Below are 17,066 nucleotides of genomic sequence, written 5' to 3' on the forward strand. Positions count from 1 at the left end.
CGTGGCAAGGGGGGCGTCGGCGCGCCGGCGCAGCGTGTGCTTGGATGTAAAAACATCGGGAGGGGCTATGGGTTCCTGGTATGTCAGGGCGTGGGCGTTCGCGGCCATCGCCGGCGGCATCGGACATTTGCTGGCGCCGCAGTGGATGGCGGCCGGCACGGTCTGGGCGCTGTCGGCGGGCTGGCAGGCTGAAATCGCGATTTTCGATCTGGTGCTGGCGACGTATCTATTGTGTCGTCTGCATGCCGAGCCTGCCTCGGAGCGCCAGTTGGTGGCCTTGTTGTGCGGCCTGTCCCTATTGTTGGGCCTCAACCATCTGCAAGGCGGCCTGCAGGGGGGCTGGGGCTTTCTGCATGTGGCCGGCGTGCTGGTCAACGGCGTATCGGTGCTGGCCGGCGCCAGCCTGCTGTGGCCGTTGCGCCGGGCCAATCTGGAACCGGAGCTGCGCAAGCGTCTGCAGTAGGCGGCCGCGGCGCGGGATGACGATCGCCCGGCGCGTTTGCGCCGGGCGATCGTTTTGGGATCGGGACTCGGACCTGCGGCCGAGGCCGGTTATTCGCGGTGGTAGGGGTGGTTGTTCAGTATCGAGTAGGCGCGGTAGATCTGTTCGGCCAGCATCACCCGCACCATGCCGTGCGGCAGCGTCATCGCCGACAGTTGCAGCAGCACGTCGGCGCGCTGTTTCAGCTCGGGCGCCAGGCCGTCGGCGCCGCCGATGACGAAGACAACGTCGTCGCCGCCGGCCATCCATTCCTTCAGGCCTTCGGCCAGCTTGACCGAGGTCCAGTTCTTGCCGCGCTCGTCCATCACCACCAGGCGCGCGCGCGGCGGGATGGCGGCGATCAGCCGCTCGTGCTCGGCGGCGATGCCTTTCTCGGCGGTGACGCCGCCGCCGCGCTTCTCCGGCTTGATCTCCTTGAGCTCGAGCGCGATGTCGCGGCCGAAGCGCTTGGCGTAGTCGGAATAGGCTTCGTCGACCCAGCGCGGCATCTTGGTGCCGACGGCGAGGATGGTGATCTTCATCGGGAGGGGCTCTGCAGAGGGGGAAAAACGAAAGGGCGGGAGAACCCGCCCTTTTTCGGTCAGCTTATACCGCCGACCACGGCTTGGCGGCGCCGAGCGCGAAGCTGGGCTTCTGGCCGCCCCACAGCGCCTCGATGTCGTAGTAGTCGCGGACGGCCGGCAGCATCACGTGCACCACCACGTCGCCGGCGTCCACCAGCACCCATTCGCCGCTTTCGTGGCCTTCGCTGCCGACGATGTCCACGCCGGCTTCCTTCAGTTTGACCTGCACGCTGTTGGCCAGCGCCTTAACCTGGCGGTTGGAGTCGCCGGTGGCGACGATCATGCGCTGGAACAGCGAGGTCAGATTGCTGGTGTCCAGCTCGATGATGTCCTTGCCCTTGACGTCTTCCAGGGCCTCGACAGCCAGTTTGCTGATTTCTTGAATTTCCATGGTTCCTTTTCCTGTGCCGGTACATAGCAGGCACAGGCGCCGGCAAGAGGTACCAAAAGAGCGGGTAGGGCGGTGCCCTACCGGTATAGCCGTTGCCGGCGGATATAGGCCAGCACGGCGGGGGCGATCAGGCCGTCCACCGGCTCGCCGGCGGCCAGCAGCGCCCTCAGGCGGGTGGCGGACAGGTCGAGCGGCGGCAGGGCCAGGGGGCGGATTGTACCGGAAGCCGTTCGATTTGAAAAATCAGAGACTTGGCGGGCGCGCCATTCCTGCCGCACCGCAGGCGGCAAGGCGGCGGGATCGAAGCCCGGGCGCAGCGCGACGGCGAGGTTGGCCAGCGCGAACAGCCGGCGCCAGTCCTTCCACGACGCCAGCCCGGCGAGCGCGTCTCCGCCGACCAGGAACCACAGCTCGGCGCTTGCGCCGAGCTCGGCGCGCAACTCGCCCAGCGTGTCCACGGTATAGGCCGGCCGGTCGCGCAGGACCTCGCGCGCGTCCACCGTCAGTGCGGCGTCGCCGGCGACGGCCAAGCGGGCCATCTCCAGCCTTTGGGCGGCGCTGGCGGCAGGCCCCTGGTCGCGGTGGTACGGCTGTCCGGCCGGTATCAGCCTCACCTCGTCCAGCGCCAGTTCGGCGGCGAAGGCGCGCGCCATTCTCAGATGGGCGTGGTGTATCGGGTCGAAGGTGCCGCCGAACACGCCGACGCGGACGCTCATGCGTTCTGGGCGTCGTCGCCGTAGCCGTTGACGATCACCTCCAGGCGACCGGTGGACGGATGGATGACCAGGCCGTGCACCGGAATGTCCTTCGGCATCAGCGGGTGGTTGCGTATGGTCTGCACCGAATGGCGCACGCTGTCGGCGACGTTGTCGAAGCCCTTCAGCCAGGTGTCCAGATCGATGCCGGCCGCGCGCAGCGTGGCGATGGTGTCTTCGCTGACGCCGCGCTCCTGGGCGTGGCTCAGCACCTTGTTCGGGTCGATCGCGCGCATGCCGCAATCGTGGTGGGCCACGACGCAGATTTCCTCGGCGCGCAATTCGTATACGGCGATGATCAGGCTGCGCATCACCGAGCCCCATGGATGGGTGATCAGCGCGCCGGCGTTCTTGATCAGCTTGGCGTCGCCGTTCTTCAGGCCCATGGCCTTCGGCAGCAGCTCCACCAGGCGCGCGTCCATGCAGGCGAGGATGGCCAGGCCCTTGCCGGGAAACTTGTCGGTCTTGAACTGCTCGTACTCGCGGTTTTCGACGAAGGCGCGGTTGTGGTCGAGCAGGGTATTCAGTCGGTCCATGTGGGCGGTTTCCTATGCGGATATCGGGACGGATTCACCTGTGCGTCCGGCGGGCGCACAGGTGAATTCGCTCTGGGGACCGGTTCAAGGTCTGTCGCGGCGCGGGGCGCTCGCAAAAGGATTCTGAACAGGATGTGGGGCTTTTGCTCTATTCCGGGCGGCATGCTACCACCAGTCGCTGGGCGAAGAACAGCCGCCGACAGCCGCATGGACGATGCAGTTTGGGGCGGAGCGGTATTTTTCAATCTTACCGCAGTCCGCTGCGGGCCGGGTGCATGGCCCTGTTCCGTTCAGTGGCGGCCGCGCCACATCACCGCCAGTTGCACCAGCACCGCCAGCAACAGCGCCGCCGCGAAGGCCGCGGCCGTCGGCAGCGTCGCCAGCGTCCAGGCCAGGCAAAGACAGAAGGCGACGAAGGAATAGAAGCCGCGCACCATGCCGCGCAGCAGCCGTATCGCGGCGGCGCTGCCGGAGCCGGTGTGGGTGAATACCGCCATCACGCTGCCCAGTACCGGAAACACCGCCAGCAAGCCGCTGAGCGCCGGGCCCAGACGCTGCGAGACGCTGGTGATGGCCAGCACCAGCAGGGCGCCGGCCAGCATTCTTGGCGCCAGGCCGGCCGGGCGCGGCGGCGCGGTTTCCGATTCAGGCGGCGGCCGCGGAAACAGGCGGCCGGCCACGCTCAGGAAGGCCAGGCCGAAGGCGGCGCCCAGCCATGGGGCCGGCGCCGCGGCATGGCCCAGCGCCACCGCGGCGGCATAGCCGGCCAGGCCGAAGGCCAGGCAGGCCGGCCAGCGCCAGCGCAGCGTCGCCCAGCCGTAGGCGATGCCGAAGGCGATATTGGCGCTGGTGCCCAGCGCCGACCCCAGCGCCGCCTGGCGCGTGAAGGCCGGTCCCTGCTCCAGCGCCAGGATCAGCAGGATGGACCCGGTGATGACCGGAAAGCCGGCCAGCGCGCCGGCTACGCCCGGCCCCCATTTTTTGGCGGCGGCGCTGATCAGCCAGATCAGCGCCGGCACCAGCAGCAACTTCAATAAGAACATCTTTCCATCCTACCAGCGCGACAAATGGTCCTCGGCGACGCCGGCCAGCGCCTCCACCCGGTGGCGCGCGCCGTCGGCCGGATCGGTCAGCGCGCCGTCGAAGCGGCCTATCGGCTGCACGTAGCGGCTGGCGGCGACGATCAGATTCTTGTCCTCGCGCCGGGCGCCCTCAGGCGTGAACACCAGGTCGACCAGGCCGTCGGCGCTGCGAATGCGCCACGGCTTCAGCGGGGCGCCGGCGTCGTAGTCGAAGACGACCGGACCGACGGCGAACAGCCGGCCGTCCAGCCAGACGGCATTCTCGGCGTCGCCCATATAGCCCTGTTGCAGATTGAAGCCCAGGCCGCGGCCATGGGCGCTGGCCCATAGCCAGCGGGTCTCGCGCGCCAGCAGGCCGTTGGAATGGTCGAGCGAGGCCACCGCGCCGGCGAGGTCGAAGCGGCCGGCCGCGCAGCGGGCCTCGCCGCGGACCGGCAGCCCGCCGCTCTTGTGGGTGCTGTGCGCCAGGTAGTTGGCCGGCGCGATCGCCGCCAGCACCGGCGGCATCGCCGCCAGGTCCATGGTCGCGTCCAGCTGCAGTTCGCGGCTGGTCAGCGTCAGCCGCAGCGCGTCGCCGCCGCGCGCGAAGCGCAGATCGACGCCGCCGAAGCGGAAGCGGGCGTCGCCGAAGGCCTGCTCGGCCACCGAGACGCCGAAGCCCGGCATGCCGTTGGCGCTGGCGGCGGCGGCCACCCGGCCGGCGCGGCGGTCGAACAGATAGGCGAAGGCGGTACCGTTCCAGCCGACGTCGACGGCGGCCGCGCCTATCAGGAAATCGGCGGCTGCGATGGCGACGTACTGCCAGCGCTTGTGGTGCAGCCGGCGGGTCAGCCGCTGCAGCGGCGTCAGCGCCAGCGCGCGCCAGTCTGCTTCGGGCACGATGCCCTGGTAGGCGCCGAAGGCGGCGGCGCCGGCGGCGGTGGTCAGGCGAAGCGGGGCGGGAGGCAGGCTGTGCATGGCGGCGTCGTGTTCCGTGTTCCGGGCATCGACGAGTCTAGCCGGAATCCCCTCGTCATGACAGCCGGCAACAAACGTTTAGCGATGGGGGCGGCGGCGCGCATGCAACTTTGCCGGGAAGGCGGCTATCATAAGCCCCATGATGAAACGCCGCCTGTTGTCCGTGCTGCTGGCCGCCATGCTGGCGCAGCCCTTGTCCGTCCGCGCCGATCTGCCCGACCTCGGCGAGATTTCCGACGCCTCGCTGTCTCCGTCCGACGAGGCCCGCATCGGCCGCGACGCGCTGCGCGCGATGCGCGAGGCCGGCGACGTGCTGGACGACGCCGAGATCAACGCCTACCTGAACAGCATCGGCGGCCGGCTGGCCGCCGCCGCCGCGGTGCCCGGCGTCCATTTCACCTATTTCTGCGTCGGCGACACCGGCATCAACGCCTTCGCGATGCCGGGCGGCTATGTCGGCGTCAACATCGGCCTGATCCTGGCCACCCAGAACGAGGGCGAGCTGGCCGCGGTGCTCGGCCACGAAACCGCCCACGTCGCCCAGCGCCACATCGCGCGGATGCAGGCCGCCAACAGCGCCACCAGTCCCTTGCTGCTGTTGGGCACCATCGTCGCCGCCGCGCTGGCGGCCAAGGCCGGCAGCGGCGAAGGCGCGATGGGCGCGGTGTCGGCCGGCATGGGCCTGTCGATCTCGCGCCAGCTGGCGTTCTCTCGCGATTTCGAGCGCGAGGCCGACCGCGTCGGCATGCAGTACATGGCCGCGGCCGGCTTCGACGTCCGCTACATGTCCTCCTTCTTCCAGCGGCTGGAGCAGGCCGGCCGCTACAGCGACACCATGGCCTATGCCTTCCTGCGCACGCACCCGGTGACGCTGGAGCGGATCAGCGAGGCGCAGAACCGCTCGCTGGACTATCCGGTGCGGATGCGCGCCGACAGCGTCGACTACCTGCTGGTGCGCGAGAAGCTGCGCGTCTTGACGATGACGCCGGAGGAGGCGGTCTCCTATTACGACAGCACGCTGGCGCGCGGCTTGTATCTGAACGAGGGCGCGCACTGGTACGGCCTGGCGCGCGCCAAGCTGGCGCGGCATGATCGCGTCGGCGCCGCAGAGGCGCTGGCCAAGGCCCGCGCCAAGCTGCCGGACGACGCGATGCTGTACGGCCTGGACGTGGAGATCGCCCGCGACGGACGCGACTGGGCCGCCGCCGCGCGCGCCGCCCGCGCCGGCCTGGCCGCCTTCCCGCGCAACGCGGCGCTGCAGCTGGCCCGGATAGACGTGGCGCTGGACAGCGACGACCGCAAGGAGGCGCAGGCGCTGCTGCGCCAACTGCTGAACGACAGGCAGGACGATCCGGCGCTGTACCGGCGCGAGGCCAGGTTGTACGCCGACGCCGACCCGCTGCGCTACCACGCGGCGCTGGGCAATGCGTTCTATTACGAACAGCGCTATTCGTCGGCATTGGAGCAGTACCAGCTGGCCGGCAAGGCCAAGGGCGACGATTTCTATCTGCGCTCGATGCTGGAGGCCAGATTGCGCGAGGTGGAACGGCTGGCCAAGGACGAACGCAAGGCTGCGCGGAATTGAAACAATTGTTTCAAGTTCGCACTTTTTATCGCAAAAAAACAACATGACGCGGCGCAGCATCCGTTTTTTTCGCGCCTTCCCGCTGTCTTAGGCCCAGACGGCTATTCCTTTGCGAATCCTTCCAGTCGTACACTGGCTGGGTCACATTGCGCTTATTCGAAAATGAACATTTTTATTTGCGAATCTGTTCGTTTATAATCGCAAATCAAATAATTGGCTCGCATTCGAGTCAATAGAGCATAAACGCGGGGCCGGCCAAGCAGATGCGGTCCCCGATGTCACCCGCTGTGAGGACCAGAGATGGCTGCAACTTTCCCTGACGATATCGATCCGTTGGAAACCCAGGAGTGGACTGAAGCGCTGGAATCGGTGCTGGACAACGAAGGCGCGGAGCGCGCGCACTTCCTGCTGGAAACCATGGTCGAGCGCACCCGTCGTCGCGGTGCCCACCTGCCGTTTGACGCCACCACCGCGTACCAGAACACCATCCCCGTCGGCAAGGAAGCCAAGTCGCCGGGCAACCACGAGATGGAACACCGCATCCGCTCGATCAACCGCTGGAACGCCGCCGCCATGGTGCTGCGCGCCGGCAAGAAGGATCTGGAACTGGGCGGCCACATCGCGTCCTTCCAGTCCTCCGCCACGCTGTACGACGTCGGTTTCAACCATTTCTGGCGCGCCCAGAACGAAAACCAGGACGGCGACCTGATCTACTTCCAGGGCCACATCGCCCCGGGCGTGTACGCCCGCGCCTTCATGGAAGGCCGCCTGACCGCCGAGCAGATGGACAACTTCCGCCAGGAAGTGGACGGCCAGGGCCTGTCCTCCTATCCGCACCCGTGGCTGATGAAGGATTTCTGGCAATTCCCGACCGTATCGATGGGCCTGGGCCCGCTGATGGCCATCTACCAGGCCCGCTTCCTGAAGTACCTGGAAAGCCGCGGCCTGGCCAAGACCATGGGCCGCAAGGTGTGGTGCTTCTGCGGCGACGGCGAGATGGACGAGCCGGAATCGCTGGGCGCGATCGCCATGGCCGCCCGCGAAGGCCTGGACAACCTGGTGTTCGTGATCAACTGCAATCTGCAGCGCCTGGACGGTCCGGTGCGCGGCAACGGCAAGATCATCCAGGAACTGGAAGGCGACTTCCGCGGTTCCGGCTGGAACGTGCTGAAAGTGATCTGGGGCTCCCGTTGGGACCCGCTGCTGGCCATGGACACCAAGGGCCTGCTGAAGAAGCGCATGGACGAGTGCGTGGACGGCGACTACCAGACCTTCAAGTCCAAGGACGGCGGCTATGTTCGCGAGCACTTCTTCGGCAAGTATCCGGAGCTGCGCGAGATGGTGGCCAATATGTCCGACGAAGAGATCTGGAATCTCAATCGCGGCGGCCATGACCCGCACAAGGTGTACGCGGCCTACCACGAAGCCACCCACAACGCCAACGGCCGTCCGACCGTGATCCTGGCCAAGACCATCAAGGGTTACGGCATGGGCGCGTCCGGCGAAGCCAAGAACATCGCGCACCAGGCCAAGAAGATGGACCTGGACAGCCTGCGCAACTTCCGCGACCGCTTCGGCATCCCGGTGTCCGACGAGGACCTGCCGAAGGTGCCGTACTACCTGCCGGCCGAAGACAGCCCGGAAATGAAGTACATGCGCGAACGCCGCGCGGCGCTGGGCGGCTACCTGCCGGCCCGCAAGCCGGTCAACCACCCGCTGGCGGTGCCGGAACTGTCCGCCTTCGACGCGCAGCTGCAATCGTCGGGCGACCGCGAGTTCTCCACCACGATGGCCTTCGTCCGTATGCTGGGCACCATCATGAAGGACAAGAACATCGGCAAGCGCGTGGTGCCCATCGTGCCGGACGAGTCCCGCACCTTCGGCATGGAAGGCATGTTCCGCCAATACGGCATCTGGTCCACCCAGGGTCAGAACTACGTGCCGCAGGACCATGACCAGCTGATGTTCTACAAGGAATCGAAGGACGGCCAGATCCTGCAGGAAGGCATCAACGAGCCGGGCGCGATGGCCGACTGGATCGCCGCGGCGACCAGCTACGCCAACAGCAGCCAGCCGATGATTCCGTTCTACATCTACTATTCGATGTTCGGCTTCCAGCGCATCGGCGACCTGGCCTGGGCTGCCGGCGACATGCGCGCCCGCGGCTTCCTGCTGGGCGGCACCGCCGGCCGCACCACGCTGAACGGCGAAGGCCTGCAGCACGAAGACGGCCACAGCCACATCCAGGCCGGCCTGATCCCGAACTGCATCAGCTACGATCCGACCTTCGCCTACGAGCTGGCCGTGATTGTCCAGGACGGCATGCGCCGCATGTACGCCGAGCAGGAAGACGTCTTCTACTACCTGACCCTGATGAACGAAAACTACGTTCACCCGGCGATGCCGGCGGGCGCGGAAGAGGGCATCCTGAAGGGCATGTATTTGCTGCAGGACGGCGGCGACGCCAAGCTCAAGGTGCAGCTGATGGGCTCCGGCACCATCCTGCGCGAAGTGATGGCCGCGGCCGATCTGCTGAAGAACGATTTCGGCATCGGCGCCGACATCTGGAGCGTGACCTCCTTCAACCAGCTGCGCCGCGACGGCATGGAAGCCGAGCGCCACAATCTGCTGAACCCGACCGCCGAGGCCCGCTCCTCCTACGTCGAGCAGCAGCTGGCCGGCCGCAACGGCCCGGTGATCGCCGCGACCGACTACATCCGCAACTACGCCGACCAGATCCGCGCCTACGTGCCGGGCCGCTACGTCGTGCTGGGCACCGACGGCTTCGGCCGCTCGGACAGCCGCGCCAATCTGCGCTCCTTCTTCGAGGTGGATCGCTACCACGTGGCGCTGGCGGCCCTGTCCGCCCTGGCCCGCGACGGCAAGATCGACGGCGCCAAGGTGGCCGAGGCCATTGCCAAGTACGGCATCAAGACCGACAAGCTGCCGAGCTGGAAGGTGTAATCGCAGGACGGAAGCCCCGGCCCAGGCCGGGGCCTTCCGTCTTTGCAAGGCAAGCGAATCTGTAGCGGATATCCGGCGGAAGGCCCCGACAGGGGATTCCGCCTTACGAATGGAAAGCTCATGAGCAATCTGATCGAACTGAAAGTGCCCGACATCGGCGGCCACAGCAATGTAGACATCATCGAAGTATTCATCGCCCCGGGCCAGACCGTGTCCGTGGACGACTCCCTGATCACGCTGGAAACCGACAAGGCCACGATGGAAGTGCCGGCCGAAGCCGCCGGCGTGGTCAAGGAAGTCAAAGCCGTCGTCGGCGGCAAGATTTCCGAAGGCGACGTGATCGCCATCATCGAAGTGGGCGCCGCCGCGTCCGCTCCGGCCCCGGCAGCCACGCCGGCGCCGGCGCCCGCAGCCGCTCCGGCCGCAGCCCCGGCTCCGGTGGCCGCCGCGCCCGCCGCCGCGCCTGCTGCCCCGGCCGCTTCCGGCCGCAGCGAAATCCGCGTGCCGGATATCGGCGGGCACAACGGCGTCGACGTGATCGAAGTGACGGTCAAAGTGGGCGACCAAATCGCCGTCGACGACAGCCTGATCACGCTGGAAACCGACAAGGCCACGATGGAAGTGCCGGCCACCGCCGCCGGCAAGGTGGTGGAAGTGAAGATCAAGGTGGGCGACAAGGTCAGCGAAGGCGACCTGATCGTCGTGGTGGAAGGCGCTGTCGCCGCTTCCGCTCCGGTTGCAGCCGCTGCGCCGGCTCCGGCAGCCACCCCTGCCGCTCCGGCCCCGGTCGCCGCCGCGCCTGCAGCCGCGCCCGCCGTGGCGCCGGTCGCCGCCGCCGTGTCCGCCGCCATCGACGAAATCGCCTTCTCCAAGGCCCACGCCGGTCCGTCCGTGCGCCGCCTGGCGCGCGAACTGGGCGTGGACCTGGGCAAGGTCAAGGGCAACGGCCGCAAGGGCCGTATCACCGAGGACGACGTCAAGGCCTTCGTCAAGGGCGTGATGCAGAACCCGGCCGTGCTGGCCCCGGCCGCCGCGTCGGCGGGCTCCGGCGTGGGTCTGGATCTCTTGCCGTGGCCGAAGGTGGACTTCGCCAAGTTCGGCCCGATCGAGACCAAGCCGCTGTCCCGCATCCAGAAGATTTCCGGCGCGAACCTGTCGCGCAACTGGGTGATGATTCCGCACGTCACGTTCAACGACGAGTGCGACATCACCGAACTGGAAGACTTCCGCAAGACCGTGGGCAAGGAATGGGAAAAGTCCGGCCTGAAGATCAGCCCGCTGGCCTTCATCATCAAGGCCGCCGCCGAGGCGCTGAAGGCCTTCCCGACCTTCAACAGCTCGCTGGACGGCGACAACCTGGTGCTGAAACAGTACTACCACATCGGCTTCGCCGCCGACACGCCTAACGGCCTGGTGGTGCCGGTGATCAAGGACGCGGACAAGAAGGGCCTGCGCCAGATCGCCCAGGAACTGACCGACCTGTCCAAGCTGGCCCGCGAAGGCAAGCTGAAGCCGACCGACATGCAGGGCGCGACCTTCACCATCTCGTCCCTGGGCGGCATCGGCGGCACCAGCTTCACGCCTATCGTGAACGCGCCGGAAGTGGCCATCCTCGGCGTCTGCAAGTCGCAGATCAAGCCGGTGTGGAACGGTTCGGAATTCCAGCCGCGCCTGATGTGCCCGCTCTCCCTGTCCTTCGATCACCGCGTGATCGACGGCGCGGCCGCTGCGCGCTTCACCGTGCACCTGGGCAAGCTGCTGACCGACGTGCGCCGTCTGATCCTGTAATCGGGCGTCCGTAGGGCGGGATCGCGGCGCCGGCGCCGCCTCCCGCCGTTCCATATTTCCGGTGGGTGGCCGCTAAGGCGGCGAACCCGCCCTACATGGATTGAATGGATCACCATGAGCAATCTGATCGAATTGAAAGTCCCGGACATCGGCGGCCACAGCAACGTGGACGTGATCGAAGTGTTCGTCAAACCGGGCGACGTGATTGAAAAAGAAGCCAGCCTGATCACGCTGGAAACCGACAAGGCCACGATGGAAGTGCCGGCCGAAGCCGCCGGCACCGTCAAGGAAGTGCGCGTCGCCGTGGGCGGCAAAGTCTCCGAAGGCGACGTGGTCGTCATCCTGGAAGCCGCCGGCGCAGCCGCGGCTCCGGCCGCCCCGAAGCCGGTGGAAACCGTCGGCGTCGCCTCCGCCACCACCCAGGCCGGCTTCGCGCCGCAGTCCGCTCCGGTCGCCGCCTCCCATAGCGGCGGCGCGGACATCGAATGCGATGTGATGGTGCTGGGCGGCGGCCCCGGCGGTTACTCCGCCGCCTTCCGCGCGGCCGACCTGGGCCTGAAGGTGGTCATCGTCGAGCGTTACGCCACCCTCGGCGGCGTGTGCCTGAACGTGGGCTGCATTCCGTCCAAGGCGCTGCTGCACAATGCCGCGGTGATAGACGAAGTCAGCCACCTGGCCGCCAACGGCATCAAGTTCGGCAAGCCGGAAGTGGACATCGACATGCTGCGCGGCTACAAGGAAAAGGTCATCGCCAAGCTGACCGGCGGCCTCGCCGGCATGGCCAAGGCGCGCAAGGTGGAGATCGTGCGCGGCAACGGCCACTTCATCGATCCGCACCACATCGAAGTCTCGCTGACCACCGGCCAGGGCCGCGAAGCGTCCGGCGAGAAGAAGATCGTCAAGTTCAAGAACGCCATCATCGCCGCCGGCTCCCGCGTGGTGAAGCTGCCCTTCATCCCGAACGACCCGCGCGTGGTGGACTCCACCGGCGCGCTGGAACTGAAGGGCGTGGCCAAGCGCATGCTGATCATCGGCGGCGGCATCATCGGCCTGGAAATGGGCACCGTCTACTCGACGCTGGGCGCGCGCCTGGACGTGGTGGAAATGATGGACGGCCTGATGCAGGGCGCCGACCGCGACCTGGTCAAGGTATGGCAGAAGTGGAACGCCCACCGCTTCGACAACATCATGCTGAACACCAAGACCGTGGCCGTGGAGCCGAAGGATGACGGCGTGTGGGTGACCTTCGAGGGCGAGCAGGCTCCGAAGGAGGCGCAACGCTACGACCTGGTGCTGTACGCGACCGGCCGCGCGCCGAATGGCAAGCTGATCGGCGCGGAAAACGCCGGCATCGCGGTGACTGACCGCGGCTTCATCCAGGTGGACAAGCAGCAGCGCACCAATGTGCCGCACATCTTCGCCATCGGCGACATCGTCGGCCAGCCTATGCTGGCGCACAAGGGCGTGCATGAAGGCCACGTGGCGGCGGAAAACTGCGCGGGCCAGAAGTCCTACTTCGACGCCCGCGTGATCCCGGGCGTGGCCTACACCGATCCGGAAGTGGCCTGGGTGGGCGTGACCGAGGACGAAGCCAAGAAGCAGGGCCTGAAGATCGAGAAAGGCGTGTTCCCGTGGGCCGCCTCCGGCCGCGCCATCGCCAACGGCCGCGACGAAGGCTTCACCAAGCTGATCTTCGACGCCGAGACCCACCAGATCATCGGCGGCGGCATCGTCGGCCCGCACGCCGGCGACATGATAGGCGAGGTCTGCCTGGCGATCGAGATGGGTTGCGACGCGACCGACATCGGCAAGACCATCCACCCGCACCCGACGATGGGCGAATCCATCGGCATGGCGGCGGAAGTGGCGCACGGCACCTGCACGGACCTGCCGCCGCAACGCAAGAAGTAAGTTTGATCGGCGGTTGATTGATCGCCATCTGATGGAAAAAGGGCAAGCCTTGGGCTTGTCCTTTTTGTTTTTGCTGGGTGATATGATGATTGGGTTTGGTGGAGGAGGGTCTCCAAGCGGGTGGTCCGACTCCAAGGGTAGAGTGTGACCCCGAAGGGGCGACGCACCGATTATGGTGTTGCGGTTTGGTGCCCGCTTTGCGGACGGATGATTTTGGTGCCGGTTTCCGCCCGGCGAACGGGCCAGGGGCTGTGCGGGTAGGGTGCGTCACCCCGTAGGGGCGACGCACCGATTATGGTATTGCGGTTTGGTGTCCGCTTCGCGGACGATGATTTTCATGGCGGGGCTGCCCGCCGGGCAGGTCAGGGAGCTGTCTCGCCAGCTCCCCGACACCCCTAGGCGACCCCAGCAGCGCGGCGAAACCCCGGCTCCAAAGCCATTTCCAAGGAGCCGCCGGAACTAGCGGGGCACTAACGTCGCCCCGCGTCGAACAGCCGGCGGCTTAAAACCTTGGAAATGGCTTCGGAGCCGGCTTGCGCTGATGGGGAGATGGGGCAGGTCGGTTCGGTTCCCGCTGTAAAGTGCGTCACCTCAAAGGGGAGGCGTACTTTACGCGCTACGATGAAACCAGCTTACCGGGTTGGTTACGTTATGGATCACAAAATGTGAATACGTGACGACGTGAGGAATGTTGTAAGTTTGCAAAGTGGTTGCCTGCGGAGCGATAGCTTGTGAGGAATCATTGACTCCGAAGTTTGCCTGACGGTATCATTCGGAATATGGAACATTCTTATGCAACTCTCATCGACCAAGAACGTGCGAAAATCGCGCTGCTCAAGACAAAAATTGTTGAGTGCGAACGACGCATCGCTGTTCTTCAATCGTTGGCAAATGCCGATGATCTTGACAATGTCTTGTCGAAAACTGTTGCGCATGAGGTAAGGCCGCAAGTAGTGCCGCAGCCAAGTGAGAATGTGGCTGTCCCGATTACTCCGCCGTCTGCGCAATACTCTTCACAGAATTCCAGCAATCAAAGCTTCGAAATGCCAAAGAAAAAGCTTTCTACTAGCGTTATTTCGTTGCTGAATTTTATTGGTGTTGAGGGCAAGAGCCTAGATGAGCTGGAGAATTTTTCTAATGAAGAACAATTGGGTGTAGACCGTGGGGCAATCCGATCGTTTGCAAGTGCATACAGACGGAAGTTTGGCTTTCTACATAGCCCCCGTCTAGGGTTTGTTCAGTTGACTCAGCGTGGCTTGGCCTATATGGAGACACACGGCCACTTGCTAAATGGAGAAACGCCCTCTGTTGGCGCAGAGAGCGTTTCTGGTACATCAATCCAAGCTGCTGTGACTGGTAGCAACGAATCAGACGATTTGATCTGATAAGGAGGGCTCGGATGTGGTTAGAACCTGCATGACCTTATTAGTCAGCTAGCGTTACCACGGCGCCGGTGGTGGAGGGTAACCCACGCCACCTACGGCGACCTCCTCCAGTATAGGAGGTTCAGTTGTCGTAGGCAAGAAGCGCCCTCCGCAGCCCAAGTGGAGGAATAACGTGAGTTATGCCTATTTGAGGCCTAAGGCTGTCCATGTGCGCCCTTACGTGCGTTTCCGATTTGGAAGATTTGAGCACGTATGTGAGCACTGGCGCTCTTACCCTGGTCAGCTTGAGTTGTTCTAAGATTCATTTTGAACACCGCACTAGAAGTAGTGCGGTGTTTGCTTTTGTGCAGCAAATTCCCACTACGGTTGACACGATTAAGTCAGGTTGTTGTGCCACTCTGCTTTTTGAGCAAGATTTCGCGTGCTGCAGGGGCGGTCTGAGGGCTGGTAGCGTCCCACTAGGTGTAACCGTAGTGTAGTAAGGCTGCATGTTTACGTCACGAGTAAACAGACGTGGAAATATCATACAAAGCATTGATTACGCACCAATACTTAGCGCATTGACACGAGGTTGTGGCAAGGCTAGTTTGATGGTTCTCTCAAAGCTCCAGCTGCATCCGCCCAGTTCTGGCGGTATCATTACGCCTTCTTTCTAGGCGTGCGTTCGCACGTCGCAAGAGATCAAGGGGGGTGTCGGGTATCCGTAAGGACCCGGACGGCCTGGAGCCGTTGAGAGCGCCCCCACCCCGATACGGTGGAACCCTCTCTCAAACTCTCCAGGAGGCTATCATGGCCATGATCAATCGTATTGCTGAGGCGCTTCTTGTCCTCGGTCGCTTCCCGTTTCATACCGCTAGTTCCCAAGCATCCAGCCAGCTTGAGGAGGCCTAGCCATGAACCACCACATACCCCTCGACGTAAACGCTCCCCTGCGCCTCGACTACGCCAAAGGCTTCCCCCTGCGCGTCATCCGCCGTGAGGAGGGTTTCTGGTTTGTCGCCGCCGAAATCGCCGCCGCGATGAAGCAGGAGGTGGACGCCCTGCTGCCGCTGCTGGAGCAGCCCGCCGGCCGCCTGCTGCTATTGGCCGGTGAGGATGAGCCGGTGTTGTGCCTGTCCGAAGGCGAGCTCGATGAAGTTGTCCGGCGGGTGAAGAAGCCCGGCGCAAGACGGCTGCGGCGCTGGTGGCAGGAGGAGACGCGGCCGGCTTTGCTGCATGAGGGCGGGGTGGCTTCCACGGTGGAGAGCCTGCTCTGGCGCTGGCCCTTGCCGCCGAGGCGGCGCAGCAGGTGAGCCGCGCGGTGATGGAGGCGGTGCTGCGCGGCCCGGGGCCTTGGCAGCATTCGCGCTGGGTGGTGGCGCTGGATTACGAACGCCACAACAAACAGCGCTGGCCGCACGGCAAGCTGATCGGCCTCACTAGCTCCGTCGCCACGCTGGAGGGCTTGGCCGAGCTGATCGCCGAGCCGGGCCGGATGCCGGTCAACAATACCGACCTGGTCAAACTGGCTGCCGCCTGCCATTTGCGCCTGGCGGAACGGATGGGGCGGATTGCCGGCTGAGGGCAAAGCGGGTTTGATGGTGAGGAGCGGTCCGATGGCTGCCCCTTCTTCTTGGGCGTGCGGTGATTTCCGGGTAGCGGAAAGAAAGGTTGGGCATGGATGAGTCGTGGTGGCAGTTCGAGGCATGGCTGGCTCAGCACAGGCCGGAAGGGGCGGAGAGTCTGAATCCGCCGGCCAGCGACGAGCGGATCGTCAAGCTGGAGCGGAACTTGGGCGTGAAGCTGCCGGCCGATTTCGTGGCCGGCCTGCTGTATGGCCGCTACACGTATTCGGCGGAATATGGCGGATTGGTCGATGTGGCATGACGCTGCCGAGAGCGGTTTTCTTCGATCTGGACAATACCCTGGTGCACCGGAACGACAGCATCGATCTCTACGCCCTCCAGTTCTGGCATGACTTTGGCCATGCCATCGGCTCCGGCGGAGCCGGTCAGGCCGCAGAGATGGTCAAGCGTTGCGACAACGGCGGCTATCTGCCCGCCGGCTCGCCGCATGGTTCGATCAAGCAAGCGGTGTCCCATGGTTTGAAGACGGCGATAGCCTGGCGGCAGCCGGTTACGCAGGAGGCGTTGCTGGCGCATTGGGAACGCTACAACGCCGTCTGTACCGCGGCGATGCCCGGCGCGGCGGAGGCGATTGCCTATTTGCGTGGCAATCGTGTCCGCATCGGTGTGATCTCCAACGGCAGCCATCGCACCCGGCTGGAGAAAGTGGCGCGGCTGCCGTTCGCATCGGCCATTGAACTGACCATCAGCTCCGAGTCGGCTGGGGTGAAAAAGCCGGATGCGGCGATTTTCCGCGCGGCGGCGGAGGCGTTGGGCGTGGCGCCAGGGGAATGCTGCTATGTCGGCGACCATCCGGTCAATGATGTGCAGGGCGGGGAACGCGCCGGGATGACCCCGGTGTGGTTGAGTGGCTTTCATCCCTGGCCGGAGGCGATGGCACGGCCGTCTCTCCCGATATCTTCGTTGTTCCAATTGGCTGAGGTCTTGGTTCGGCCGCTTGTCTAGCGCCCTTCCGTTCCGCGAGCGGGCCGCTCCATGCTCGCCCCCGGTCCCGTTTGCCGTTCTTGGCCAGATACAGCGCC

At 65.2% G+C, this 17,066-nt stretch carries 16 protein-coding genes; 10 read left to right on the forward strand and 6 right to left on the reverse strand.

Annotated features, from left to right (window positions below; all coding sequences use genetic code 11):
- The first annotated feature begins 67 nt into the window (after positions 1-67).
- A complete protein-coding gene (locus WNM05_RS02470; RefSeq protein WP_434632210.1) occupies positions 68-463 on the forward strand; it encodes a hypothetical protein in 396 nt (131 codons plus the stop codon).
- Positions 464-552: 89 nt separating this feature from the next.
- On the opposite strand, the gene rlmH is transcribed toward WNM05_RS02470, so the two are convergent.
- From rlmH to WNM05_RS02500, 6 genes are all read right to left on the reverse strand, one after another.
- The gene (rlmH, locus tag WNM05_RS02475; protein ID WP_434632212.1) at positions 553-1,023 is read right to left on the reverse strand and encodes a 23S rRNA (pseudouridine(1915)-N(3))-methyltransferase RlmH; all 471 of its coding nucleotides are present in this window, start codon (positions 1,021-1,023) and stop codon (positions 553-555) included.
- A 64-nt stretch (positions 1,024-1,087) separates the two neighbouring features.
- Positions 1,088-1,456: a ribosome silencing factor gene (gene rsfS / locus WNM05_RS02480; RefSeq protein WP_101710404.1), complete on the reverse strand. Its 369-nt coding sequence runs from the start codon at positions 1,454-1,456 to the stop codon at positions 1,088-1,090.
- Between the two features lie 77 nt (positions 1,457-1,533).
- Positions 1,534-2,172, reverse strand: a complete 639-nt coding sequence (gene nadD / locus WNM05_RS02485; protein ID WP_434632213.1) for a nicotinate-nucleotide adenylyltransferase — start codon at positions 2,170-2,172, stop codon at positions 1,534-1,536.
- Positions 2,169-2,747, reverse strand: coding sequence for a beta-class carbonic anhydrase (locus WNM05_RS02490; protein WP_434632215.1), 579 nt, complete (start codon positions 2,745-2,747; stop codon positions 2,169-2,171). The genes nadD and WNM05_RS02490 overlap by 4 nt, the downstream gene beginning before the upstream one ends.
- A 290-nt stretch (positions 2,748-3,037) precedes the next feature.
- Positions 3,038-3,790 carry a hypothetical protein gene (locus WNM05_RS02495; RefSeq protein ID WP_434632216.1) on the reverse strand — a complete coding sequence of 251 codons (753 nt, stop codon included), beginning with the start codon at positions 3,788-3,790 and terminating at the stop codon, positions 3,038-3,040.
- Between the two features lie 9 nt (positions 3,791-3,799).
- Positions 3,800-4,786, reverse strand: a complete 987-nt coding sequence (locus WNM05_RS02500) for a DUF2804 domain-containing protein (protein ID WP_434632218.1) — start codon at positions 4,784-4,786, stop codon at positions 3,800-3,802.
- Positions 4,787-4,925: 139 nt separating this feature from the next.
- Here WNM05_RS02500 and WNM05_RS02505 point away from each other — a divergent pair, with 139 nt between their 5' ends.
- The 9 genes from WNM05_RS02505 (at position 4,926) to WNM05_RS02545 (ending at position 16,989) form a co-directional block, all read left to right on the forward strand.
- Complete coding sequence (locus tag WNM05_RS02505; protein WP_434632219.1) at positions 4,926-6,371, forward strand: M48 family metalloprotease; 1,446 nt, start codon at positions 4,926-4,928, stop codon at positions 6,369-6,371.
- A 300-nt stretch (positions 6,372-6,671) separates the two neighbouring features.
- The gene (gene aceE / locus WNM05_RS02510) at positions 6,672-9,335 is read left to right on the forward strand and encodes a pyruvate dehydrogenase (acetyl-transferring), homodimeric type (protein ID WP_434632220.1); all 2,664 of its coding nucleotides are present in this window, start codon (positions 6,672-6,674) and stop codon (positions 9,333-9,335) included.
- Positions 9,336-9,455: 120 nt separating this feature from the next.
- A complete protein-coding gene (gene aceF / locus WNM05_RS02515; protein ID WP_434632222.1) occupies positions 9,456-11,123 on the forward strand; it encodes a dihydrolipoyllysine-residue acetyltransferase in 1,668 nt (555 codons plus the stop codon).
- Positions 11,124-11,237: 114 nt separating this feature from the next.
- Positions 11,238-13,034: a dihydrolipoyl dehydrogenase gene (lpdA, locus tag WNM05_RS02520; RefSeq protein WP_434632223.1), complete on the forward strand. Its 1,797-nt coding sequence runs from the start codon at positions 11,238-11,240 to the stop codon at positions 13,032-13,034.
- Between the two features lie 779 nt (positions 13,035-13,813).
- Complete coding sequence (locus tag WNM05_RS02525; RefSeq protein WP_434632225.1) at positions 13,814-14,419, forward strand: hypothetical protein; 606 nt, start codon at positions 13,814-13,816, stop codon at positions 14,417-14,419.
- 893 nt (positions 14,420-15,312) lie between these two features.
- Positions 15,313-15,711 (forward strand): hypothetical protein, encoded by a 399-nt coding sequence (locus tag WNM05_RS02530; protein WP_434632227.1) that lies wholly within the window; start codon positions 15,313-15,315, stop codon positions 15,709-15,711.
- Positions 15,708-15,980, forward strand: a complete 273-nt coding sequence (locus tag WNM05_RS02535; RefSeq protein WP_434632228.1) for a hypothetical protein — start codon at positions 15,708-15,710, stop codon at positions 15,978-15,980. Before WNM05_RS02530 ends, WNM05_RS02535 begins: the two co-directional genes overlap by 4 nt.
- Positions 15,981-16,075: 95 nt before the next feature.
- Entirely contained in the window at positions 16,076-16,285 is a 210-nt protein-coding gene (locus tag WNM05_RS02540) for a hypothetical protein (protein ID WP_434632230.1), read from the forward strand.
- Entirely contained in the window at positions 16,282-16,989 is a 708-nt protein-coding gene (locus WNM05_RS02545) for an HAD family hydrolase (RefSeq protein ID WP_434632231.1), read from the forward strand. The genes WNM05_RS02540 and WNM05_RS02545 overlap by 4 nt, the downstream gene beginning before the upstream one ends.
- Positions 16,990-17,066 lie beyond the last annotated feature (77 nt).

Origin of the sequence: Chromobacterium sp. CV08 (assembly GCF_051129845.1) — a bacterium.
Lineage (GTDB): Bacteria > Pseudomonadota > Gammaproteobacteria > Burkholderiales > Chromobacteriaceae > Chromobacterium.